Annotated in this window: 19 protein-coding genes; 11 read left to right on the forward strand and 8 right to left on the reverse strand. The window is 62.4% G+C overall.

What is annotated here, in order from left to right; genetic code table 11:
• Window positions 1–93 precede the first annotated feature (93 nt).
• Window positions 94–1,095: a type I glyceraldehyde-3-phosphate dehydrogenase gene (gene gap / locus ACHEXL_RS13820; protein WP_416559975.1), complete on the reverse strand. Its 1,002-nt coding sequence runs from the start codon at window positions 1,093–1,095 to the stop codon at window positions 94–96.
• Window positions 1,096–1,370: 275 nt separating this feature from the next.
• Between gap (ACHEXL_RS13820) and ACHEXL_RS13825 the strand changes: the two genes are divergently transcribed.
• The gene (locus ACHEXL_RS13825; protein ID WP_416559976.1) at window positions 1,371–2,642 is read left to right on the forward strand and encodes a hypothetical protein; all 1,272 of its coding nucleotides are present in this window, start codon (window positions 1,371–1,373) and stop codon (window positions 2,640–2,642) included.
• A gap of 18 nt (window positions 2,643–2,660) precedes the next feature.
• Window positions 2,661–4,265, forward strand: a complete 1,605-nt coding sequence (locus tag ACHEXL_RS13830) for a GMC family oxidoreductase (protein ID WP_416559977.1) — start codon at window positions 2,661–2,663, stop codon at window positions 4,263–4,265.
• 127 nt (window positions 4,266–4,392) lie between these two features.
• Here the strand turns inward: ACHEXL_RS13830 and gap (ACHEXL_RS13835) are convergent, their stop codons facing one another.
• Complete coding sequence (gene gap / locus ACHEXL_RS13835; RefSeq protein WP_416559978.1) at window positions 4,393–5,400, reverse strand: type I glyceraldehyde-3-phosphate dehydrogenase; 1,008 nt, start codon at window positions 5,398–5,400, stop codon at window positions 4,393–4,395.
• 142 nt (window positions 5,401–5,542) lie between these two features.
• Window positions 5,543–7,573, reverse strand: coding sequence for a transketolase (tkt, locus tag ACHEXL_RS13840; RefSeq protein WP_416559979.1), 2,031 nt, complete (start codon window positions 7,571–7,573; stop codon window positions 5,543–5,545).
• Between the two features lie 192 nt (window positions 7,574–7,765).
• On the opposite strand from tkt, the gene ACHEXL_RS13845 reads away from it, so the two are divergent.
• The 6 genes from ACHEXL_RS13845 (at window position 7,766) to ACHEXL_RS13870 (ending at window position 14,159) form a co-directional block, all read left to right on the forward strand.
• Window positions 7,766–8,512, forward strand: coding sequence for a nucleotidyltransferase family protein (locus ACHEXL_RS13845; protein WP_416559980.1), 747 nt, complete (start codon window positions 7,766–7,768; stop codon window positions 8,510–8,512).
• Between the two features lie 105 nt (window positions 8,513–8,617).
• Window positions 8,618–10,006, forward strand: coding sequence for an aminopeptidase P N-terminal domain-containing protein (locus tag ACHEXL_RS13850; RefSeq protein ID WP_416559981.1), 1,389 nt, complete (start codon window positions 8,618–8,620; stop codon window positions 10,004–10,006).
• Between the two features lie 7 nt (window positions 10,007–10,013).
• Entirely contained in the window at window positions 10,014–10,619 is a 606-nt protein-coding gene (locus ACHEXL_RS13855; protein WP_416559982.1) for an MOSC domain-containing protein, read from the forward strand.
• Window positions 10,620–10,832: 213 nt separating this feature from the next.
• Entirely contained in the window at window positions 10,833–13,136 is a 2,304-nt protein-coding gene (locus ACHEXL_RS13860) for an NADP-dependent malic enzyme (protein WP_416559983.1), read from the forward strand.
• A gap of 154 nt (window positions 13,137–13,290) precedes the next feature.
• The gene (locus tag ACHEXL_RS13865) at window positions 13,291–13,704 is read left to right on the forward strand and encodes a ribonuclease domain-containing protein (RefSeq protein WP_416559984.1); all 414 of its coding nucleotides are present in this window, start codon (window positions 13,291–13,293) and stop codon (window positions 13,702–13,704) included.
• A 29-nt stretch (window positions 13,705–13,733) separates the two neighbouring features.
• A complete protein-coding gene (locus tag ACHEXL_RS13870; protein ID WP_108428128.1) occupies window positions 13,734–14,159 on the forward strand; it encodes a barstar family protein in 426 nt (141 codons plus the stop codon).
• Window positions 14,160–14,433: 274 nt separating this feature from the next.
• Here ACHEXL_RS13870 and rsmA read toward each other — a convergent pair whose 3' ends face one another.
• From rsmA to ACHEXL_RS13885, 3 genes are read right to left on the reverse strand one after another with little or no spacing between them, the layout of a single operon-like run.
• Entirely contained in the window at window positions 14,434–15,219 is a 786-nt protein-coding gene (gene rsmA / locus ACHEXL_RS13875; RefSeq protein WP_416559985.1) for a 16S rRNA (adenine(1518)-N(6)/adenine(1519)-N(6))-dimethyltransferase RsmA, read from the reverse strand.
• The gene (locus ACHEXL_RS13880) at window positions 15,216–16,529 is read right to left on the reverse strand and encodes a peptidylprolyl isomerase (protein ID WP_416559986.1); all 1,314 of its coding nucleotides are present in this window, start codon (window positions 16,527–16,529) and stop codon (window positions 15,216–15,218) included. Before ACHEXL_RS13880 ends, rsmA begins: the two co-directional genes overlap by 4 nt.
• 28 nt (window positions 16,530–16,557) lie before the next feature.
• A complete protein-coding gene (locus ACHEXL_RS13885; protein ID WP_416559987.1) occupies window positions 16,558–18,987 on the reverse strand; it encodes an LPS-assembly protein LptD in 2,430 nt (809 codons plus the stop codon).
• Window positions 18,988–19,066: 79 nt separating this feature from the next.
• Here ACHEXL_RS13885 and ACHEXL_RS13890 point away from each other — a divergent pair, with 79 nt between their 5' ends.
• The 3 genes from ACHEXL_RS13890 (at window position 19,067) to ACHEXL_RS13900 (ending at window position 22,165) form a co-directional block, all read left to right on the forward strand.
• Window positions 19,067–20,200, forward strand: coding sequence for an aminoglycoside phosphotransferase family protein (locus tag ACHEXL_RS13890; protein WP_416559988.1), 1,134 nt, complete (start codon window positions 19,067–19,069; stop codon window positions 20,198–20,200).
• 2 nt (window positions 20,201–20,202) lie between these two features.
• Window positions 20,203–20,904 (forward strand): 16S rRNA (uracil(1498)-N(3))-methyltransferase, encoded by a 702-nt coding sequence (locus ACHEXL_RS13895; RefSeq protein WP_416559989.1) that lies wholly within the window; start codon window positions 20,203–20,205, stop codon window positions 20,902–20,904.
• 70 nt (window positions 20,905–20,974) lie between these two features.
• Window positions 20,975–22,165: an MFS transporter gene (locus ACHEXL_RS13900; RefSeq protein WP_416559990.1), complete on the forward strand. Its 1,191-nt coding sequence runs from the start codon at window positions 20,975–20,977 to the stop codon at window positions 22,163–22,165.
• Here ACHEXL_RS13900 and ACHEXL_RS13905 read toward each other — a convergent pair.
• Both ACHEXL_RS13905 and ACHEXL_RS13910 read right to left on the reverse strand, forming a co-directional pair.
• Window positions 22,119–22,994, reverse strand: coding sequence for an alpha/beta hydrolase (locus ACHEXL_RS13905; RefSeq protein WP_416559991.1), 876 nt, complete (start codon window positions 22,992–22,994; stop codon window positions 22,119–22,121). The two genes, ACHEXL_RS13900 and ACHEXL_RS13905, sit on opposite strands and share 47 nt — an antisense overlap.
• Complete coding sequence (locus tag ACHEXL_RS13910; RefSeq protein ID WP_416559992.1) at window positions 22,994–24,475, reverse strand: M20 family metallopeptidase; 1,482 nt, start codon at window positions 24,473–24,475, stop codon at window positions 22,994–22,996. Before ACHEXL_RS13910 ends, ACHEXL_RS13905 begins: the two co-directional genes overlap by 1 nt.
• Window positions 24,476–24,505: the final 30 nt, after the last annotated feature.

Here is a 24,505-nt window from a genome sequence, read left to right on the forward strand (position 1 = left end):
TGAAAACGCCCATGAAAAGCATGGGCGTTGTCTGCAGATTGTCGGGCATCCAGGGCGCGGAGAACCGGTCCTCTTGCTCACGCGTGCGTGGGCTTATGCCTTGCCCACCACCCGCGCCATCTCCAGGCACTTGTTGGAGTAGCCCCATTCGTTGTCGTACCAGGCCATCACCTTGACGAAGGTGCTGTCCAGGGCCATGCCCGCTTCGGCGTCGAACACGCTGGTGCACACCTCGCCCCTGAAATCGGTCGAAACCACCTTGGCTTCGGTGTAGCCCAACACGCCCTTGAGCGCCCCTTGACTTTGCGCTTTCATCTCGGCGCAAATTTCGGCATAGGTGGCCGGGTTGTTCAGCTCGGCCGTCAAATCCACCAGCGACACATCGCTGGTGGGCACACGCACCGCCACACCCGTCAATCGGCCTTTGATCTCGGGGATCACAACGCCCACCGCTTTGGCCGCGCCCGTGCTGCTGGGGATGATGTTTTCCAGAATGCCGCGCCCACCGCGCCAGTCCTTGTTGCTCGGGCCGTCCACGGTTTTTTGGGTGGCGGTGGTGGCGTGCACGGTGGTCATCAGGCCGCGTTGGATGCCCCATTTGTCGTTCAGCACTTTCGTGATGGGGGCCAGCGCGTTGGTGGTGCAGCTGGCGTTGCTGATGATGGCTTGTCCTGCGTAGGACGCATGGTTCACACCGAACACAAACATGGGCGTGTCGTCTTTGGAAGGCGCCGACATCACCACCTTTTTGGCGCCTGCGCTCAGGTGCTTGCCCGCGCTGTCCTTGTCCAGAAACAAGCCCGTGGCTTCGATCACCACGTCCGCGCCCACCTCGTTCCACTTCAGGTTGGCCGGGTCACGCTCTTGCGTGAGGCGAATGCGTTGGCCGTTCACGATCAGGGTGCTGCCCTCGACCGACAGCGTGCCCTGAAAGCGGCCATGCACGCTGTCGTATTCGAGCATGTAGGCCAGGTAATCCGGCTCCAGCAGGTCGTTGATGCCGACGATCTCGACATCCTGGAAGTTCTGCACCGCTGCACGCAGCACCATGCGGCCAATGCGGCCAAATCCGTTGATACCGATCCGAGTGCGCATGTCTGTCTCACTTTCGTTGGGGGTGTAGGCCGCAGTCCCTCTGTGAATGATGAACCGCAGATGTAACCATCGTATGCCAAACATTGAAACTTTGTTACAAAACCCCGGCCGAATGCCGGTTTGTTCTGGTTTTGTAACCGCTGTTCGGTGTGCGCAACCTCACGGTCATTCAGGCCTCCTTATCGAAAACGCAAAAACGGGAATCACCATCGCTTGGCATGCCGCTCAATTCGGTCATGATGGGGGCATCCATGCCTTTGAGTGAAAACCATCCCGTGAACACCACACACATCAACGCCGACAACTTCAACCGCGAATGTTTTTGCATCAGCCTGGATGAACCCGCCTTGCGCCGCAGCATGGCGGCAGACATTGGCGACCCGGCCCTCTTCGACATGGTGCAGGACCGTTTGCCTTCCTTGTTTTCGGCGCGGCCCGTGGTGCTGTCACAGGCCCAGGTGCGGGGCATGGCGCAGCTGATTTCGGCGCTGGAGTCGGTGGTGGCTTTGCCCGCTTACCGCGAGGAGGTTTTGTCACGTTCAACGCCGATTGCGCGTCACCCGACAAGCGCCAAAAGTGTCTTCATGGGCTATGACTTCCATGTCAACGCCACGGGGCTTGGCCTGATCGAAGTGAACACGAATGCGGGCGGTGCATTGCTCAATGCCTTGCTGGCCCGGGCGCAGCGCGCTTGCTGCGACGAAATCGAAACGCTGGTGCCCACCAACGCCCAGGTGGACGCCCTGGAGGCCGCTTGGGTGGCGATGTTCGAGCGTGAGTGGCGGCTCTGTCATCCGGGTCGTCCTTTGCGCACGGTGGCCATTGTGGACGCCTCACCCGAGCAGCAATACCTGTACCCGGAGTTCTTGCTGTTCCAGACCTTGTTCAGGCGCCACGGCATTCAGGCTTTCATCGCAGACCCGGCGCAACTCGACTGGCGCGATCAGCAGCTGTGGTGCGACGGTGTGGCCATCGATCTGGTGTACAACCGCCTGACCGACTTTGCCCTGAGCGAGCCCCAGCACGCCCATTTGCATGAAGCCCATGTGCAAGACGCGGTGGTCTTGACACCCCATCCGCAAGCCCATGCGCTGTGGGCCGACAAGCGCAACCTGGCGCTGCTGTGCAACCCAAGCATGCTCCAGGCCATGGGCGTGTCCGAAGCCACGCAAGCGGTGTTGCTGGCGGGCATTCCGCACACCGAGGTGGTGACGCCCGCCAATGCCGAACGCTTTTGGGCTGAGCGTAAGCATTTCTTTTTCAAGCCTTTTGCAGGCTACGGTGGCAAGGCCGCTTACCGGGGTGACAAATTGACGCACCGCGTCTGGGCCGAGATCGCGGCGGGCGGCTACATCGCCCAGGCTTGGGTGGCCCCGGGTGAGCGCACCATCTCGGGTGGCGACTCGGCGCAGGTGCTCAAGTTCGATGTGCGCAACTACGTGTACGACGGCCAAGTGCAATCGCTGGCCGCTCGCTTGTACCAAGGACAAACCACCAACTTCAGGACACCGGGTGGCGGGTTTTCTCCGGTTTATATTGCACCTTGAAACACAGGAGTGCACGCAATGGACCGTTGGGCGTTTGACTACGTGGTGGTGGGTGGCGGCTCGGCCGGTTGCGTGCTGGCCAGTCGCTTGAGCGAAGACCCCACTGTGCAGGTCGCCCTGATCGAAGCCGGGCCGCCCGACACCAGTGCCTTGATCCATTGCCCTGCAGGCATTGCGCTCATGGCCCGCACCGAAATCGTCTCGCAAGGCCTGAGCACGGTGCCGCAACCTGGCTTGAACGGCCGCATCGGTTTCCAGCCGCGTGGCCGCACTTTGGGTGGCTCCAGCTCGACCAATGCGATGGCCTACATCCGTGGCCAACAGGTCGACTACGACACCTGGGTCGACATGGGCTGCGAAGGCTGGGCGTGGGCTGATGTGTTGCCCTACTTTCTCAAGGCCGAGCACAACGAGCGCATCCACAACGAATGGCATGGTCAAAACGGTCCCTTGAACGTGGCCGATCTGCAAAGCCCCAATGTGTTTGCGAAACGCTTTGTCGAGGCGGGCGTGCAAGCGGGTTTGGCGCACACCACCGACTTCAATGGTCCCACCCAAGAAGGCGTGGGCTTGTACCAGGTGACGCAGCGGGCTGGCGAGCGCTTCAGCGCGGCCAAGGCCTACCTCACGCCAAATCGGGGGCGCTCCAATTTGCACATCATGACCGGCGTCACGGTGGACCGCATTGGCCTGGTGGATGGTGTGGCGCGGCAGGTGCATGCCTTGCAGGGCGGCCAGGCACGGACCTTGACCGCACGGCGTGAAATCATTTTGAGTGCAGGTGCGTTTCAGTCGCCCGCCATCCTCATGCGTTCGGGCATCGGGCCAGCAGCCCACCTGCAAAGCCTGGGCATCGAGGTGCTGCGCGACCTGCCCGGTGTGGGCGAAAACCTGCACGACCACCCAGATGCTGTGCTGGTGGCCGATGCACCGGGGTGTACCGATTTGATCGGCGTGTCACCTCGGGGCGCTTGGAACACCTTGCAGGCCCTGTGGGCCTGGCGGCAACACCGCAAGGGGCGGCTCACCACTAATTTTGCAGAGGGTGGCGCGTTTTACAAAAGCCGCCCTGAAGAAGCACACCCGGACATTCAGCTGCATTTTGTGGTGGCCAAGCTGATAGACCATGGCCGTCAACTCACGCTGGGGCATGGCTACTCTTTGCACGTGTGTTTGCTGCAACCCGACAGCCGAGGCTGTGTGCGACTGGCCGACCGCAACCCCACCAGTGCGCCGTTGATTGACCCGCAGTTTTTGAGCGACCCGCGTGACCTGCAGCGCTTGCGCGATGGCGTCCGCCAAGCCCAGCGCATCCTGGCTCAACCTGCGCTGGCGGCGTATGGCAAAGAGTGGGCGGCTTCGGCCGATGCCCGCACGGATGAACAGCTGGAACACTGGATTCGCCAAAACGCTGACACGGTGTACCACCCGGTTGGCACTTGCCGCATGGGGCAAGACAACATGGCGGTGGTAGATGCGCAACTGCGCGTACACGGCGTGCCGGGGCTGCGGGTGGTCGACGCTTCGATCATGCCGCGCATCGTGAGCGGTAATACCAATGCGCCGACGATCATGGTTGCCGAGAAGGCGGCCGACTGGATTCGGCAAGCCGCCCAGGCATGAAAAAGCGCCCGCAGGCGCTTTGAGCGATGCCCCATGGCAGCGCCAGGGCTCCCCGCAGGGGCGATGTGGCAAAGCGAAGCGCCTCTGAGCCCCTGCGGGGAGCCCTGGCGCTGCCTGCCCGTTCAGATCACTTCTTCTTAGCCACCACCCGTACCATCTCCAGGCATTGCTTGGCGTAGCCCCATTCGTTGTCGTACCAGGCGACGATTTTGACGAAGCTCTTGTCGAGCGCAATGCCAGCCGTTGCGTCGAACACGCTGGCGCAGGGCTCGCCACGGAAGTCGGTGGAGACCACTTTTTCGTCGGTGTAGCCCAGCACGCCTTTGAGGGCGCCTTCGCTTTGCGCTTTCATTTCGGCGCAGATTTCGGCGTAGCTGGCGTCGCTGTTCAGCTCCACGGTCAAGTCGACCACCGACACGTCAGAGGTGGGCACGCGGAAGGCCATGCCGGTGATCTTGCCTTTGATCTCGGGGATCACCACGCCCACGGCCTTGGCTGCGCCCGTGCTGCTGGGGATGATGTTTTCCAGAATGCCGCGTCCGCCGCGCCAGTCTTTACGCGAGGAGCCGTCCACGGTCATTTGGCTGGCGGTGGCGGCGTGCACCGTGGTCATCAAACCGCGCTTGATGCCCCATTTGTCGTGCAGCACCTTGACCACAGGGGCCAGGCAGTTGGTGGTGCAGGAGGCGTTGGAGATGATGGCTTCGCCTGCGTATTTTTTGTGGTTCACGCCATAGACGAACATGGGGATGCTGTCTTTGGACGGGGCCGAGATCACGACTTTTTTGGCGCCTGCGGCCAGGTGCATCTGGCTGGTGGGCTCGGTCAGGTAGTGGCCTGTGCATTCGAGCACGGTGTGCACGCCCATCTCGCCCCAGCGCAGGTTGTGTGCGTCGCGCTCGTGCGAGAGTTTGATTTTTTTGCCATTGACGATCAGCGTGTCTTCGGTGAAGTCCACTGTTCCATCAAAGCGGCCGTGCACGCTGTCGTACTTGAGCATGTAAGCCAGGTAGTCGGCGGGCTTGGGGTCGTTGATGCCGACGATCTGGATGTCGTCGTAGCCGTGCTTGAGGGCGGCGCGCAAAGCCAGACGGCCGATGCGGCCGAATCCGTTGATACCCAGCTTGATGGTCATGGTGAGAGCCTCGGGAGAAAGTTACAAAACGGTTACGTAACCGGATTTGAAATCAAAACCCTTGCATGGGCCTGATCCTTGAACGCACTTCAGCGCTGGGTCAAACCCATGGCGCTGAAGCGGTTCATCCGGCGGGTCTGAATCAGGCCTTGAGCAGCGCAGCGTGGACCGTGTCGGCCACGTTCTCGGCTGTGAAGCCGAAGTGTTTGAACAGCACGGGTGCAGGTGCCGATTCGCCGTAGGTGTCGATGCCGACCACGGCAGCGCAGCCGTATTTCCACCAGCCGTCGGTGGAGCCCATCTCGACCGCCACGCGGGGCAGACCAGCGGGCAGCACGCTTTGCTTGTATTCGGTGTCCTGGCGGTCAAACACGTTGGTGCTGGGCATGGAGACCACGCGCACACCGATCTTGCGTTCGGCCAGCAGCTTTTGCGCGGCCAGGGCCAGCTGCACTTCGGAGCCGGTGGCGATGATCACGCCGTGGGTTTTCTTGATGCCGACGTGCTCGGGCTCGGACAGCACATAGGCGCCACGGCTGATGTCGCTCAGATCGCTCTTGGGCGAGTAGGCCAGGTTTTGACGCGACAACAACAGGGCCGATGGGCGGTTGGCGTTTTGCAAGGCCACGGCCCAGGCCACGGTGGTTTCGGCCGTGTCGGCAGGACGCCACACGTCCAGACCCGGGATCAGGCGCAGGCTGGCGGCGTGCTCGATGGACTGGTGGGTCGGGCCGTCTTCGCCCAGGCCAATGGAGTCGTGGGTGAAGACGTGGATCACGCGCTGCTTCATCAGCGCGGCCATGCGGATGGCGTTGCGCGAATAGTCAGAGAAGGTGAGGAAGGTGCCGCCGTAAGGGATGTAGCCACCGTGCAGGGCCACGCCGTTCATGATGGCGGCCATGCCGAATTCGCGCACACCGTAGTTGATGTGGCGGCCGATTTTCCCGTCCTCGGTCTTGACCACGTCACCCGCCAGGTCCACGCGGAAGGCGGGGGTGCTCTTGGTGTTGGTCAGGTTGGAGCCGGTCAGGTCGGCCGAGCCGCCCAGCATTTCAGGCAGTGCGGCGGTGAAGGCTTCCAGCGCCAGTTGGCTGGCCTTGCGGCTGGCCACGGTCTCGCCCTTGGTGTGGGCCGCGACCACGGCGTCAAACGCCACTTGGTTGAAGTTCTTGGGCAGCTCGCCCTTCATGCGGCGCACGAACTCTTTGGCTTGCGCCGGGAAGGCGGCTTTGTAAGCGGCAAAGGCGGTGTTCCAGGCGGCTTCGCGGGCTTTGCCAGCGGCTTTGGCGTCCCAGTCGGCATAGACCTCTTTGGGGATCTTGAAGGGCTCGTGGCCCCAGCCCAGGGCTTCGCGGGTCAGCTTGATTTCTTCGGCGCCCAGCGGCTCGCCGTGAGCCTTGGAGGTGCCTGCGCGGTTGGGCGAGCCCTTGCCGATGGCGGTCTTGCAGACGATCAGGGTGGGCTTGTCGGCGCTGTGCTTGGCCGAGGCAATCGCTTTGGAGATGGCGGCAGCGTCGTGGCCATCCACGGCGTCGATCACGTTCCAGCCGCAGGCGGCAAAGCGCTGGGGCGTGTTGTCGATGAACCAGGGGGCGACCTGGCCGTCGATCGAGATGCCGTTGTCGTCGTACAGGGCGATCAGTTTGTTGAGCTTCCAGGCGCCGGCCAGGGCCACGGCTTCGTGGCTGATGCCTTCCATCAGGCAGCCGTCACCCAGGAACACGTAGGTGTGGTGGTTGACGATGGCGTGGCCTTCTTTGTTGAACTCGGCGGCCAGCATTTTTTCGGCCAGCGCCATGCCCACGGCGTTGGTGATGCCCTGGCCCAGCGGGCCGGTGGTGGTTTCCACGCCGGGGGTCACGCCCACTTCGGGGTGACCGGCGGTTTTGCTGTGCAGTTGGCGGAAATTCTTGATCTCTTCGATCGGCAGCTTGTAGCCCGTCAGGTGCAGCACCGAATAAATCAGCATCGAAGCGTGGCCGTTGGACAGCACAAAGCGGTCGCGGTTGGCCCAATGCGGGTTGGCAGGGTTGTGTTGCAGGTGATCGCCCCACAGCGCCACAGCCATGTCGGCCATGCCCATGGGGGCACCGGGGTGACCGGAGTTGGCTTGTTGAACGGCGTCCATTGCGAGGGCGCGGATGGCGTTCGCCATTTGCTGTGTATTGGCCATGTGGGGCAACTCCGGGTAGTAATTCGGGAAAACCCCTTATTTTAACGGCCGAGTTTGCTCCCATCCGTGACCGATAGACAGGCCAGGCGGTTACATCGGTACGTAACCCGCTGCGTCCTGCGGCGCAGTGTTTATGCTGGGGTGCGCAGCCGAATGGTCAAAATCATTGTCCGTTCATGGCAACATCGCCGCATGACCTCTTTGCCAAAGCAAGCTGCCCAAGCCATGGTCCTGGCCGCAGGCCGGGGCGAGCGGATGCGTCCCCTCACCGATGCCAAGCCCAAACCCTTGCTGCTCGTGCGCGACCAGCCGCTCATGCAGTGGCCCATGCAGGCACTGGCGCGTGGCGGCTTCACCTGCCAGCTGGTCAATACCGCGTGGCTGGGCGAGCAGATTCCGGCGCATTTTGGCGACCGAGTCAGCTGGCCCGGTCTGCCTGAGGTGCAGATCCATTACTCCCATGAAGGCCAGGACTTTGGCCAGGCGCTGGAGACTGCTGGCGGCATCGTGCGTGCCTTGCCCCAGCTGGATGAGGTGTTTTGGGTGGTGGCGGGCGATGTGTTTGCGCCCGACTTTGTGTTTACGGCCCAGGCCCTGCAGCGCTTTGCCGCCAGCCCGGCCCTTGCCCACCTGTGGCTGGTGCCCAATCCGGCGCACAACCCGGGCGGCGACTTTGGCTTGTCGGCCACAGGCCAGGTGCTCAACCTGGCCAAAGGCACTCCCGGTTGCGTGTACACCTTCAGCACCATCGCGCTGTACAAAAAAGCCTTTTTTGCCCACTGCGGCCTGCCTTTCGGCAATCCCGAGGGCGTGGCGCTGGCGCTAGCGCCCTTGCTGCGTGCGGCCATGGATCGGGGGCAAGTGACGGGCGAGGCGTATGCGGGCGACTGGACCGATGTGGGGACGCCCGAGCGGCTGGCGCAACTCAATCACAGCTAGGTCATCTCCAAGTCTCGCTTTTTGTGGGAGCGAGCCCTCGCTCGCGAACGGGTCTAGCGCTCTTCAGGCATTCGGCCGCAGGGGCAGCCCTTCTACAATGTTCGGATGACATCTAACACGATCTACGCCCAACGCCGTGCCCGCGTCGCCGCCCAGCTGGGCGCTGGCGGTATCGCCATCGTCCCCACCGCCCCCGAGCGCCCGCGCAACCGTGACAGCGATTACCTGTACCGGCACGACAGCTACTTTTATTACCTGACCGGTTTCACCGAGCCGCACGCGAGTCTGGTGATCACGGCCGAAGGCGAGACCACACTCTTTTGCCAACCCAAAGATCTGGAGCGCGAAATCTGGGACGGCATCCGCTTGGGGCCAGACGCCGCCCCCGCCGCGCTGGGCGTGAGCCGGGCCTTGCCCATTGGTGAGATGGCTGCCCACATGCCCAAGTTGCTGGAGAACCGCAGCACCGTGTGGTACCCCTTTGCCATCCACTCTGGGTTGGAGAGCTTGGTCAACGGCTGGCTGCAGTCGGTCCGCGCACGGGTGCGTTACGGCGCTTTGTGCCCCGAGCAGCAACGCGATTTGTGCAGCCTGCTTGACGAGATGCGCCTGGTCAAAGACGCGCACGAACAAGACATCATGCGCCGCGCCAGTGCCATCAGCGCCCGCGCCCACATCCGCGCCATGCAGCGCAGCGCCGCCATGCTGCGTGCGGGGCAAGAGGTGCGTGAATTCCACCTGGACGCAGAGCTGTTGCACGAGTTCCGCCAAAGCGGCTCGCAGTACCCGGCCTACGGCTCCATCGTGGCCGGCGGTGCCAATGCTTGCGTGCTGCATTACCGCGCCGACACCGCCTTGATCCAAAACGGCGATCTGGTGCTGATCGACGCCGGTTGCGAGTTGGACGGTTACGCCAGCGACATCACCCGCACCTTCCCGGCCAACGGCACATTCACCGGGCCGCAACGCGATTTGTACGACCTGGTGCTGGCCTCGCAAGACGCTGCCGTGGCCGCCACCAAAGCGGGCGCACGTTTTGTTGATCCGCACGAGGCCACCGTGGCCGTGCTGGCCCAGGGCCTGCTCGATGTCGGCCTGCTCGACAAAAACAAAGTGGGCAACGCGCAAGACGTGATCGCCAACCGCAGCTACTTCCAGTTTTACATGCACCGCACCGGCCACTGGCTGGGCATGGACGTGCACGACTGCGGCAGCTATGTCGAGCCTTCGCAGGTCGGCCAGATCAGCGAGCGCAAAGACCCGCTGAGTGGCGAGATCATCAAAGACCGCCCCAGCCGCATCCTGCAGCCGGGCATGGTGTTGACCATCGAGCCGGGGCTGTATGTGCGCCCGGCACCCGGCGTGCCCGAAAAGTTCCACAACATCGGCATCCGCATCGAAGACGACGCCATCGTGACCGCCACGGGTTGCGAGTTGATCACGCGCGGCGTGCCGGTCAAGGCCGACGAGATTGAAGCCTTGATGCGCGGCTGAACTGCCCATGCCGCCGAGTTCGCCGCCGGGTTTTTCAGGCAAGCTGCTCGCCATCCAGACTGGCCAGGTGCGCCCGCTGATGGTGGGCGGGCGCAAGCTGGTGTCGGCCATTGGCAAAACCACGGTCTCTGGTCCCATCGAGGTCGGGGTGCTGGGCTTGGCCGGTGACGAGCAAGCCGACTTGTCGGTGCATGGGGGCCTGAGCAAAGCGGTGTACGCCTTGCCGTCGGAACACCTGCCCTGGTGGCAGGCGCAGCGGCAGGCCCAGGGTGTGACGATGTTCGATGAAGCTTTGGCACCGGGCTTTTTGGGTGAAAACCTGAGCCTGCAAGGCGTGCTCGAACAAGACCTCTTTGTCGGCGACCGCCTGGACTTTGGTGATGTGGTTTTGCGCGTGACCCAGCCGCGCGAGCCCTGCGGCAAATTCAACGCCGTCATGGGTTACGCCCAGGCTGCCAAAGACATGGTGCAAAGCGGGCGCTGCGGCTTTTATTTGGCCGTGGACCAGCCGGGTCGTTTGCAAGCTGGTGCGTCTTTTCAGATCATTCCAGGGCAACGCTCGGTCAGTGTAGCCCAAGCTTTGCAGCACAAAGCCTGGAAACATTTGCGTTGAACGGCTTTTGTTCATGTCCTCATTTGTGCGCAAAAGTCAAAAGCCAACTCACTCGCGAAGGGCATTACCTAGGCATGAAGCGGTGAATACGGGGTCTACAATGAAAATACAGTCCGACTGTCGCCCTGGATGTTGACAAATCATTGCCCATCCACAAAAGGCTGCTGAATCCCGGCAACCCCGACAGCACATCCCTACAACGGAGCCAAAACAATGACCAACAAGGTCCAAGCCGAAGAAAAACGCGCCCAGCTGCGCAAAGCCGCACTCGAATACCACGAGTTCCCCACCCCCGGCAAAATCGCCATCGCCCCGACCAAGCAGCTGGTCAACCAGCACGACCTGGCGCTGGCCTATTCGCCCGGCGTGGCGGCCCCTTGCGAAGAAATCGTCAAGGACCCTGGTAACGCTTTCAAGTACACCAGCCGGGGCAACCTGGTGGGCGTGGTGACCAACGGCACCGCCGTGCTGGGCCTGGGCGACATCGGCCCGCTGGCCAGCAAGCCGGTCATGGAAGGCAAGGGCGTGCTGTTCAAGAAGTTCTCGGGCATCGACGTGTTCGACATCGAGATTAACGAAAAAGACCCGGACAAGCTGGTCGAAATCATTGCATCGTTGGAGCCGACCTTTGGCGGTATCAACCTCGAAGACATCAAGGCGCCGGATTGCTTCTACATCGAGCGCAAGTTGCGCGAGCGCATGAAGATCCCGGTCTTCCACGACGACCAGCACGGCACCGCCATCGTGGTGGGCGCAGCCATCCTGAACGGCCTGAAGATCGTGGGCAAAGACCCCAAAAAAATCAAGCTGGTCACCTCGGGCGCGGGCGCAGCGGCCCTGGCTTGCCTGGGCCTGCTGGTCAAGCTGGGCATTCCCCGTGAAAACATCTGGGTCACCGACTTGGCAGGCGTGGTCTACGAAGGCCGCACCGAGTTGATGGACGAAGACAAAATCCAGTTCGTGCAAAAAACCGAGCACCGCACCCTGCGCGAAGTGATCGCCGGAGCCGACGTGTTCCTGGGCCTGTCGGCCGGGGGCGTGCTCAAGCAGGACATGGTCCAGTCCATGGCCGCCAAGCCGCTGATCTTTGCGCTGGCCAATCCCAACCCCGAGATCAACCCGGAAGACGTCAAAGCCGTGCGCGACGACGCCATCATGGCCACCGGCCGCACCGACTACCCCAACCAGGTCAACAACGTCCTGTGCTTCCCTTACATCTTCCGGGGTGCGCTGGACTCGGGCGCGACCACCATCACGCTGGAGATGGAAATCGCGGCTGTGCACGCCATTGCCGAGTTGGCGCAGGCCGAACAAAGCGAAGTGGTGGCCGCGGCCTATGTGGGCGAGCCCCTGGCCTTTGGCCCCGAATACCTGATCCCCAAGCCGTTTGACCCGCGCCTGATGATGAAGATCGCGCCCGCCGTGGCGAAAGCCGCTGCAGAAAGCGGCGTGGCCCTGCGCCCGATCAAAGACTTGGATGCTTATCGCGAAAAACTGCAAGGCTTTGTCTACGCCTCGGGCACCATGATGAAGCCGATTTTCACGGCCGCCAAACGTGCCCTGAAAAAGCGCATCGCCTACAGCGAGGGCGAAGAAGAACGCGTGCTGCGAGCCGCGCAGATCGTGGTGGACGAGGGCATTGCCCGCCCCACGCTGATTGGCCGCCCTGCCGTGATCGCCGAGCGTATCGAGAAATTCGGCTTGCGTCTGAAGGAAGAGCTGGACTACGACGTGGTCAACGTCGAAATGGACCACCGCTACCGCGATTTCTGGCAGACCTACCACCGCATGACCGAGCGCAAGGGCATCACCCAGCAGATCGCCAAGATCGAGATGCGCCGCCGTTTGTCGCTCATTGGCGCCATGTTGCTGCACAAAGGCGACGTGGACGGCATGATTTGCGGCACCTGGGGCACCAATCCCATGCACCTGAACTACATCGACCAGGTGGTGGGCAAGCGCAAAGGCGTGAACACCTTCGCCTGCATGAACGGTTTGATGTTGCCGGGCCGTCAGGTCTTCATGGTGGATACCCATGTGAACTACGACCCCACGGCCGAGCAGTTGGCCGAATTCACCGTCATGGCCGCCGAAGAAATGCGCCGTTTCGGCATTCAGCCCAAGGCGGCCTTGTTGTCACACTCCAACTTTGGCTCCTCGAACCAGCCCAGCGCCGTCAAGATGCGGCAAGTCTTGGACCTGCTGCGCCAAAACGCGCCCTGGCTGGAAGTGGACGGTGAAATGCACGGTGACGTGGCCCTGGACGCTGCGGCCCGTCAGGCCATCATGCCCAACAGCAGCCTGATCGGTGACGCGAATTTGCTGGTTTTGCCAAACATCGATGCCGCCAACATTGCCTATAACCTGCTCAAGACCGCAGCCGGTGGCAACATCGCTGTGGGGCCTGTTTTGCTGGGTGCGGCCAAGCCGGTCCATATTCTCACGCCCAGCACCACAGTCAGGCGGATTGTGAACATGACCGCCCTGACGGTGGCCGACGCCAACGCAGCGCGCTAAGGCATAAAACAAGAGTCTGTGCTCACTTAAAGCGCGAATGTCCGGACAGGTTTTGCCTGTTTATTGGGCATTCGCTTGCTTTTTTATGTCGTTTGCCGCACACTAACGCCTTCGAGTGTTCGGGTTAACCCGGGGACTTCTGAAAGGTGTTTTCATGAAGGTGGCGCGACAATTCGCCTCCCCACAGCGCTGGTCAATGGTGCTTTTGGGGTTGATGTGTTCAATTTGCACTTTTTTGGTGCAGGCCCGTCCAGCCACTGAGGCCCAAACTTCACCCGTTGTGCGGGTGACAGATTTGCCGCGAGAAGGCCAAGAAACGTACCAACTCATCCGCAAGGGCGGTCCTTTTCCATATGAAAAGGACGGGACGGTTTTTGGCAATCGCGAGCGACTTCTGCCGCGCGAAACGCGGGGGTTTTACCGTGAATACACCGTCAGAACGCCCGGGGTGAAGCACCGAGGAGCGCGGCGCATCGTTTGCGGTGGCCAGGTTCCCCGTGATCCACAGACCTGTTACTACACACAAGACCATTACGCGAGTTTTCGCATGATTGTCGACAAGCCCTGATTTTTTGACTCTAGAGAAAGACCACGGAGATGGACACGCCGATTCGTCATGACCAAGAGACGCCCCTGAAGGGCGTGCGGTCTAACATCGTGCAGTCGATCCGCGCCTACCGCGTGAGCGACCTGCAAGATGCTGCCCAAGGCCTGGGCCACCACTTTTTGTATGCCAACCTGGCCGAGGCCCAGAGCAAGCAAGATGTGTTGGACCTCATTGGCGCGCAGTTCACGCTGCCTTCGCACTTTGGCAAAAACTTCGATGCCTTGTACGACTGCATGACCGATCCACTGCACAAGTCGGGCCCACAACCTGGCTTCATCGTGGTGCTGGAGCAGATTCCCGCCCACGCCAAGTTCGACAAGGAAGCCCGCGAGCAGTTGCTGGACATCTTCCGCGACACAGCCGATTACTGGGGAGACCGGAAGATACCCTTCCGATGCTTCTATTCTTTTCGGTAGCCCGTTCTGCACAAAACAGCCAAGCAGGACGGGCGAATGAGGCACAAACCGAAGACGCCGCCATGGCCGATTCGGTCGAAGAAGGCGAAAAAATGCCCACCGACAAACTGGTGGACGTCTCGCCCCTGGCGTTGCGCATGAGCAGCCCATTCAACGCAGGTTATTGGCTCGCAGCCGCCTGATGCCGCGTTGGGCCGCGCTAGCGGCCAACCGCAAAAAAGCCCGTCATGGACGGGCTTTTTTGTGGGCGCTTGGTAGCAGGGGCTCTTGCCACTCAAACTGCCTGGGCCAAAGCCACAAACTCGGCCACGGGCACCTCTTCGGCGCGGCGTTGCAGATCAAACTGTCCGGTAAAGCCCTTTTCGTCGAGCCATTTGCCCAGGGTGTTGCGCAAAATCTTACGGCGCTGGCTGAATGCCACCTGCACCAGCGTCTCCAGGGTTTTGACGTTGACCTGCGGCGGCTCTGTCAGCGGCACCATGCGCACCACCGCGCTGTCTACCCGTGGCGGTGGATCGAAGCTTTCGGGCGGGACGAACAGCACATTGGCCATGTCGTAGCGCCACTGCAGCATCACCGACAGACGGCTGTAATCCGAGGTGGCGGGTTGGGCCACCATGCGGTCGATCACCTCTTTTTGCAGCATGAAGTGCTGGTCTTCGATCACATCGACCTGGTCCAGCAAATGGAACAGGATGGGGGTAGAGATGTTGTACGGCAGGTTGCCGACAACGCGGATTTTGGCGGCGGTGGTGGCTGCTGTTGGGGCGCTGGTCAGCATTTGCGAGGCCAGCGTCCTGAAATCGACCTTCAAGACGTCTGACTCGACCACCGACAAATGAGGGTGCTCGCGCAAGCGCACGGCCAAATCGCGGTCGAGCTCGATCACCGTGAGGTGGCCGAGGCGCTCTACCAGAGGCTGGGTCAATGCGGCCAGACCGGGACCGATTTCGACCATGGCCTGGCCGGGTTCGGGATGGATCGCGTCGACGATCGCATCGATGATGCCGCCATCGGTCAGGAAATGCTGGCCGAAACGTTTGCGAGCGATGTGTTTCATTGGGGTGGCTCACGCATTTCGACATAAGCTCGGCCGCGAATGTCTTCGACCCAGGCGGCATAAGCCTCATCGAGCTTTTTCTCACGCAAGGCGTTGCGTGCCAAGGTGCGCTGTTCTTGATCGCTCATGGGGGCGTTGCGGCGGTCGGTGACTTCGATCAGGTGCACGCCAAACCGTGACACCAGGGGTTCTGCTACCTGGCCAGGGCGCAGGCGGGCCATGACCTGTTCGAACTCGGGCACAAACATGCCGGGGTTGGCCCAGCCCAAGTCTCCGCCTTGTTGGGCACTGCCGTCTTGTGAGATCTGGCGAGCCACGGCGGCGAAATCGGCCTTGCCGGAAACCACGGCCTGGCGCACTTCGGTGAGTTTGGCCACGGCCTGGGCCTGGGACATTTGCGACGAAGGCCGCAGCAAGATGTGGCGGGCCCGTGTTTGCGTGACGAGCAAGGTATTGGCCTGACGGCGTTCGAGCACCTTCAGGATGTGAAAACCCGCTGCAGAACGCACAGGCGCAGCCACTTCACCCGCATCCAGTTGGCGGGTGGCGTCCAGGAACAGTTCGGGGTAACGGTCGGCCGGGCGCAAGCCCATTTCGCCGCCGTTGGCCCCACGGTCGTTGGCTTGCGAAACGGCTTTGGCCAATTCAGCGAAGTTTTCACCAGCCCGAGCGCGGCGGGCCACATCGGCGGCGCGTTCGCCCAAAGCTTGAACAACGGACGGGCTGCTGTTTTCGGGCACCGCAATCAGGATCATGCCCAGGTTCAATTGGGCGGGCACTTGCGCGGCTTGCGCCTTCAGCTGTTCGCGCAGGTATTGCTCGACCTCCAAATCGCTCACACGGACGCGTCCTTCGATTTCACGCTCGCGCAGACGGCTCAGGGTCAGCTGAGTGCGCAATTGCTCGCGAAAGCTGCTCAGCGAAATGCCGTCCTGCGCCAGGCGTTTGTGCATCTCTTCACGTGTCAATTGGTTGCTGGTCGCTACATTGAGCTCGGCCTGGTCGATGGCCTCGGTGTCGATCTTGATGCCCGCCTCGCGGGCCTGTTGCATCTGCGCTTTTTCATTGATCAACTGTTCCAGGGCCAGGCGTGTGAGCTCGCTCGCATCGGGCCGGTTACCCCCGCGTGCAGCGGCTTCGTTGGCCAGCCGTTGGCGCAGTACCTGAACATCCCGGTTGGTGATCGGCTCGGAATTGACCACCGCCACGATGAAATCGGCCTGGCGGACGGTCGTTGTTCGGGCAGGCGTCTGAGCCTGAGCGCCAAGGGGCAGACCAAGCAGGCTGATGACGCCCCAAAGGGACGCCATGAAGGCGAAGCGGGCAGGAGAGAACAATTTATTCATAGTGCTGGAACCGGCTGGGTTGTACCGTGCTGTCACGCAGGTATTGGTAGCGGGGAATGTTGTCACTCAGGCTCTTCAGGGGGCTCACGCCCACACGGGCGAACCCAATGAATTCAAGCTGAAAAAGGATGCGGCTGGTGGCGCTGGTTGCGCTGGCAGTGGAGATATTGGTCTGCAGCCGTTGAAAGGCCACCCGCCCCAACCAGCAACCCGCATCGTATTCCAGGCCCAACAAAGTGTCGACCAGGCTGCGCTCTTTCAGGCTGTAGTTCAGACGGCCCACGGTGTACCAGCGGTCCGGCCCCAGGCCTTGCCCGGGTGTGCGGGACCAGGCGTTTTCGGCTTGCCGGTCGGTGTTGCCCACCAGGTCGCTCAATGGCCACTGCCAGCCCACGTCCACAAACTCGGAGGCCGTAGTGCCAGGCGTGACCTGGTTGTTGGCACGGTAAGCCGCATTGATCACCCGGTAAGGGCTGTGGCTGTAGCGCCCTTGCAAGGTGGTGCGGGCGATGCTGTGCGTCTGGTTGTTGGCCTGCAAGGTGGCATCGAAGGACCAACGGTCATCCCAGCGGATACCGGCACCGAACAGGATGTCGCTCAAACCGGCTTCGACGGGGGCTGGATTGGCTTGCAGTCCGACCCGTTGGTCTGAAAAACGGATGCGTTGCGCCACGCCCACCCGCAACATTTCAGCGCCGTTGCTGGCATCAAAAAAGCGGCTGTTCACACCCAAGGTCAGGGCGTCGTTGTCGGCCAATCGGTCATGGCCCACATAGGTGTTTTCGCTGTAAATGGTGGACAGGTTGAAGTCGGTGGCGCCGCTGTCATAAAGCGGCAGCATGTTTTGGTCTTTGTAAGGCGTGCGGGCGTAAAAAGCCCGGGGCTCCAGCGTTTGCAGCACATCGCGTCCGAACCAGCGGGTTTCGCGCTCGAACACCAGCCCGGAGTCCAGGCTGAAGGTCGGCAAGACCCGGTTCACGGCGGTGGCCCCGTTCTCGAGTGCCCGGTCCATCTGGTAGCGTGTGGCGTGCAGTTGCAGCTTGGGCGTCACGAAACCCCAAGGGCGAATCCAGGGGCGGCTGACCTGAGCCTGCACGAAACTGCGCTCACCGTTGCGCGGCAAACCGGCGTTGGCAATGCCTGAGTAGTCGGCTTCAAACCTTGTGGTGTCGGCCACCAACGACCAGTCCAGGCCTTCTGCGTTCCATTGTCCATAGCGCATGGTGATCTGGGGTGCCCTGTCGTAAGGCGGTGCGGCTTCCTGCAGGTTTTGCCAGCGCTGCACCTGTGCGCTCATGCTGAAGTCGCCCCGGCCCCAGGACAGCACGCCCGTGGAGGGCAGCACGCGTTGTGTCAGCACCAGGCCCGAGCGCGGAAAGTCCCGCCAATAGTTGTTGTCGCTGACCCGGTTCAGCGTCAGGCCCAGGCCAATGCGGCCCACACTGTCCAGGCCGGTGTCGATGCCGCCATTGTGTTGGCTGGACAAACCCCAGCGGCGCTCGTTGCGCAATTTGTCCGAGGGCATCAGGTTCAAGCGAACCTGTCCGCCGTAGTCGCGTTCCAAGTAACGGAATTCGGAGTCGACTGCGACGCCCCGTTGGCTCATGACATGCGTGGTGACGGTGGCATCGCGGTTGGGCGCGATGTCGAAGTAGTAAGGCTGCGCTGCTTCGACCCCGTTGACCGTGTCGATGCTCAAGAGCGGCGGCAGCAGACCGGATTTGCGCTCATTGGTTAAAGGCAGGCTGATCGACGGTGCCGCAAAAATGGGCACGTCCTGAAAACGGAACTGCACGCCTTCGGCCTGGATGGTCGACTCTTCTTCGTCAACCGTCAGTTTCGTCGCCTTCAGTAACCAGGCGGGCAGCCATTCCGGGCCGGGTGTGCGGCGGCATGTCGTGTAGTTCGCCTGGCGAAGGATGGTCCGTGAGTTGTCCACAAACTCGACTTCGGCGGCTTGGCCATAGCCGCCGCTGCTGTACAGCTCGAAGTCGGGTTTTTCAAAGGTGCCCTGGAAGCTGTCGACTTTGAGCCTCAGGTGCGGACCAGTGAACACACTGGTGGGTGTGCTGATGCGCACCTGGCCTTGGGCGTCCACCACATCCTGTGTCTGGTCATAGTCCACGCGGTCCGCACTCACGGCCAGTCCGGGTCGCCGAATGCTGGCCTGGCCCTCGATCACCAGGTCCATGTCGGGGCGAGCGGTGATCTCCTGGCCTTTGACAAACACGGCACCTTCGGATTTTTGACGGTCCGTGACGGTTTCTTCCAGCAAAGGGCTGCTGCGCAGAGGCAAGCTCACCGGTTGCGCCTGCGCCCAGCTGCTTCCCAAAACCCACAGCAGCGCCGCAGCCACCGAGCTGGGGACCAGGGCAGTGGCGGGTGTCGGCGGCAAGGAAGACGAAGCGAAATGGGTGGCCACAAATGGGGAAAGGTGATGAAAAAACAGGCTGTCCTGGCCCCTTGGAGGCATGAGCAGGCTTTGTAGAATGGGATTATCCATGAGCCACCCCTCCATATCCCCCATGCCCTTGTCAGCGTCTGTTTCTGCGCCTGTTTCTGCCGTTCATTGGACCGATCCCCTTCGTCAGGCGCTGTTCCAGCAATGGCTGGCGGGTATCGCGGCCACCCACAGTCTTTTGCCAGACACCTTGCGTGTGGCATCGGCCGACGCCAGCTTTCGCCGTTATCTGCGGGTGGACACGATTCAGGGCGGCAGCCGCATCGTCATGGACGCCCCGCCCGACAAGGAAAATTCCGAGCCCTTTGTGCGCATCGCCGCCTTGATGAAGCAAGCGGGCCTGAACGCCCCCGAGGTGTTGGATTGGCACGAAGCCCACGGTTTCATGCTGCTGAGCGATCTGGGCGACGCCACCATGATGTCGGCCATCGACCCCGAACGCCCGCAAGCCAATCACGGCCTGTACATGCAGGCGGTTGATGCGCTGGTGCAGTGGCAACTGGCCTCACGCCCCAGCGTGCTGCCACCGTATGACGAAGCTTTGCTGAACCGCGAACTGAGTTTGTTCCCAGATTGGTATTTGGCCCAGCACCGGGGCGTGCAGTTGAAAGGTGCGCAGCGCGAGGTGTTCGACAAGGCCTTCGCCCTGATCGTGCAGCGCAACCTGGCCGCGCCCAGCGTGTACGTGCACCGTGATTTCATGCCGCGCAATTTGATGATGCCTTTTGGCGCGAATCCTCAGTTGGGCGCTCAACTCGGCGTTTTGGATTTTCAGGACGCGGTCTACGGCCCCATCACCTACGACATCGCCAGCCTGATGCGCGACGCCTTCCTCACTTGGGACGAGGACTTTGTGCTCGACATCACCATCCGCTATTGGGAAAAAGCCCGCAAGGCCGGGCTGATGGACTTTGAGGACTGGCACAGCGACTTTGGCGCTTTCTACCGCGCGGTCGAGTGGATGGGCCTGCAGCGCCACCTGAAAGTGGCCGGCATCTTTGCCCGCCTGACCCTGCGCGACGGCAAACCCAAGTACCTGGCCGATGCGCCGCGTTTCATCCACTACATCCGCAAGGCCTGCGACCGTTACCGCGAGCTGGGCCCTTTGCTCAAGCTCATCGACGAGATCGAAGGCACCACGCCCCAGGTCGGCTTCGCCTACGGGCGCATGTGAGCATGCCGCGCTTTTTTTGCCCTGCCCCTTTGGTCACTGGCCTGCCCTTGAGCCTGCCTGCAGGCGCTGCCCGCCATGTGCAGGTGCTGCGCCTGCAGCCGGGCGATGTGATCACCTTGTTCAACGGCGAAGGCGGTGAGTTTGATGCCACCGTGACCCGCATGGGCCGCAGCGATGTCGAGGTCGAAGTCGGCGTGCACCGCGCAGTCGAGCGCGAAGCCACCCGCGCCGTGCACCTGCTGGCCGGCATCACCGCCAACGAGCGCATGGACTGGCTGGTCGAAAAAGCCACCGAGCTGGGCGTGGCCAGCATCACGCCGCTGGTGGCCGAGCGCAGTGTGCTCAAGCTCAAGGGCGAGCGTGCCGAGAAAAAATTGGCGCACTGGCAAGGCGTGGCCGTGGCTGCAGCCGAGCAGTGTGGCCGCAACCGTGTGCCCACGGTGCATGCGGCCGTCACTTTGAATGAATGGCTGAAAAAGGCCCCGCCCGGCGAACGCTGGGTTTTGTCGCTGTCCGAAGGCACCCGGCCGCTGTCGGAGATGGCGGGCACCGACGCCGTGACGGTGCTCAGCGGCCCCGAGGGCGGGCTGAGTCCCGCAGAAGAGGCCGCCGCCTTGGCCGCAGGCTTTGCACCCGTGACCCTGGGCCCCCGCGTGCTGCGTGCCGAGACCGCGCCTTTGGCTGTGTTGGCCGTCTGCGCTTGACCTGCGCCAAGCGGCCTGCGCTGCGTGGCGCGACAACCTTTCATAAGTCACAGGCGATACACTGGCCCACATGAACGCCAACCTCATCCTCCTCACGCTCTGCCAGGGCCTGTTCTTCACCAACAACGTCACCTTCATCGCCATCAACGGCCTGGTGGGCTTGTCCATGGCGCCGCTGGGCTGGATGGCGACCCTGCCCGTCATGGGCTATGTGGTGGGGGGTGCGCTGTCGACCGGGCTGGTGGCCAAGAGCCAGTCGCGCTGGGGGCGCAAGGTGTCGTTTCAGCTGGGGCTCGGCGTGGCCTTGTTCTCGGCGTTGCTGGCCGCTTACGCCGCTTGGAGCCACAACTTCTGGCTGCTGGTGGCGGCCACGGTGATTGCGGGGTACTACAGTGCCAACGGCCAGCTCTACCGTTTTGCGGCGGCCGAGTTGGCGGCGGATGGCTTCAAGGAAAAAGCGGTCTCGCTTGTGTTGGCTGGGGGTTTGATCGGCGCCATCGTGGGCCCCAACCTCGCCTCGCGCACCCGCACTTTGTACGAGGTGCCGTTTTTGGGCGCTTACATGGCGCTGGGCATTGTGGCCATCTTGGCCATGGTGTGCATGGCCTTCATCCGTTTCCCGGAAGTGCCCGCCAAAAAGCCGGGCGACAGCGCGGGCCGGCCCCTGTCCGAGATTATGCGCCAGCCCGTGTTCATTGTGGCGGCGGCCGCTGCCGCATTGAGTTATGGTGTGATGAACCTGCTGATGGCGGCCACACCGCTGGCCATGCAGGTGTGTGGCTTCAGTTTTGACGACGCGGCGCTGGTGCTGGAGTGGCATGTCATCGGCATGTTTGCACCCGGTTTTTTCACCGGCCATTTGATCAAGAAATTCGGCACGCTGCAGATCATGGGGGCGGGCGTGCTGATCAATTTCGCCTGCATCGCCATCGCCCTCACCGGGGTCGAACTGCACCAGTTCTTGATCGCGCTGTTCCTGCTGGGTCTGGGCTGGAACTTCCTGTTCACCGGCAGCACCACTTTGGCGATGAAAGCCTGGACCTCCGCCGAAAAAGACCGGGGTCAGGCTGCCATCAACTTCTTTGTGTTCACCACCATGGCGGTGACTTCGTTCGCTTCCGGTGCTTTGGTTACCACCCAGGGCTGGATGTGGCTGAACATCGGCTCGCTGTTCCCGGTGGCTTTGACCGGGGTGGCGCTGGTCTGGATGGTGCTCAAGCAGAAGGCTGAGCAGAAAACCGCGCCAGCAGCCAACGCTTGAGCGCGGTGAACACCTGGGCGCGGTAGAGGTCGTTGAAGACCTCGTGGTACATGGCCTCAAAGCATTGGGCTTGCACCACGGTCTGGGGTGCCGCGTCGGCAAAGTCAGCGGTGGCCTGCGCATTGACCAGCTTGTCATGCCCTGCGTAAAGCAGCAGGGTCGGCACCTGCCACTGCGGGGCATCGCGCAGGGTTTGCTCGCCTTGCGACAGAATCCAGGCGGCCAGACCGGTGGAAATGCGGCGGTGCACCAGCGGATCGGCTTGGTAGGCCTTCACCACATCTGGGTCGCGTGACACGAACTCGGTTTTCAGGCCGTTGTCCACCCGCACATGGGGCACCACGCGGGGTAAGGTGGCCAGCAGCATTTTCTGAAACAAGTTGGGAAAGGCACCCAGTGCAGGTGACGACAAAACCGCTGCATCCACCGGGCGCAGCTGTTCGGCCAAGGTGCGTGCCAACACCAGGCCGCCCATGCTGTGGCCCAACACAATGAGGGGCGTGTTGGCCAAAGCCGGGCGTTGGCGCGTATCGTCGATCACCCGGCACAAATCGGCCTGCAAGCTGCCAGGGCGCAGCAGGTCGCCCCGTGCGCCTTCGGATTGGCCGTGCCCTTGCTGGTCGTAGCCGCGCACCGCAAAACCCCATTGGTGCAAATTCGCGGCCAATTCGCCATAGCGCCCTGCGTGCTCGCCCAAGCCGTGCACCAACAGCACGGTGCCCAAGGGCTTGACCGCAGGCAAGACCCAGTCGTACACCGCCAGCTGGCCCGCTTCGCCCTGCAGGCTTGACGTGGTCGGGCGCGAGATCGACAGCCGTTGCGACAACATCACGGCATGCGGGCCATGACTTCGGCCACGGCAGCGGTGAGTTTCTTGGCATAGGGCACATGCAAAAACTCATTCGGCCCGTGCGCGTTGCTTTTGGGGCCGAGCACGCCGCAGACCATCATTTGCGCCTTGGGGAAACCGGCGCTCAGCATGTTCATGAGCGGGATGGTGCCGCCCTGGCCGATGTAGCCCACACCGGCGCCAAAGTGCGCCTGGCTCGACGCATTGAGCGCCTGCTCGAACCAGGGCAAGGTGTCGGGTGCGTTCCAGCCCGTGGCACCGCCGCCGCTTTCAAAGGTGACTTTGGCCTGGTAAGGCGCGTTGTCTTCGAGCAGGGCTTTCATTTCGGCCACGGCCTGCGCCGCGTCCACCAGCGGGGGCAGGCGCAGGCTGAGCTTGAAGGCGGTGTAGGGCCGCAGCACATTGCCCGCGTCTTTCAAAGCCGGGAAGCCTTCGGCCCCGGTCACGCTCAGTGTGGGCGTCCAGGTGCGGTTCAGCAGGGCCTGCACCGGGTCGGTGGTGGTGGGCAGGGCAAAGCTGGTCGAGCCGCCGCAGTCGTAATGCGCCCAGGGGAAACGCTTGTACACCTCGTCGCCCAGGATGGCGGCGGTGGCCTGTGCTTGCGCCAAACGCTCGGCAGGCACTTCGCAGTGGAAGCTGGCGGGCAGCAATCGGCCCGTGGCGCTGTCTTCGAGGCGGTCGAGCACCTGGCGCATGATGCGAAAGCTCGACGGCACCAGGCCCGAGGCGTCGCCCGAGTGGATGCCCTCGGTCAGCACCTGCACCTTGAGCGTGCCGCTGGCCATACCGCGCAGGCTGGTGGTGAGCCACAGCTGGTCGTAGTTGCCCGCGCCGCTGTCCAGGCAAATCACCAGGCCCACATCGCCCAGGCGGGTGCGCAGGGCGTCCACATAAGGCAGCAGGTCGTAAGAGCCCGACTCTTCGCAGGTCTCGATCAGGCCGACGATGCGCGGGTGCGGTGTCTTCTGGGCCTTGAGGGTCTGCACGGCGGCGATGCTGGCGTAGACCGCATAGCCATCGTCCGCGCCGCCCCGGCCATAGAGCTTGCCTTCTTCATAAACCGGGGTCCAGGGGCCGAGGTCATTGCGCCAGCCGTTGAACTCGGGCTGTTTGTCCAGGTGGCCGTACATCAGCACCGTCTGGCCCGAGCCTTCGCTGGCCGCGCGGGTGGCGGCCACTTCAAAAAACATGACCGGCGTGCGCCCGGGCAGGCGGATGATTTCGAGTGTCAGGCCTTCGACCTTTTGCGCCTCGACCCATTGCGCCGCGTGGTGCAGCACGGACTCGATGTGGCCGTGCGCGGCCCAGTCGGCATCGAACGCGGGCGACTTGGCGGGGATTTCGATGTATTTCTTCAACTCGGGCAGGATGGTGCTGTCCCAGGCTTGGGTGACATCCTGAAGGGCGCGGGCGCTGTCGAGCGTGCCTTCGGGCATTTCGCGGTGCAGGGGGGCGTTCATGGGGCAGAGTTCCTCAAGTCATCGTCAAAG

The sequence above is a fragment of the Limnohabitans sp. YIMB22184 genome, assembly GCF_048020265.1.
Taxonomy (GTDB): domain Bacteria; phylum Pseudomonadota; class Gammaproteobacteria; order Burkholderiales; family Burkholderiaceae_C; genus Limnohabitans_A.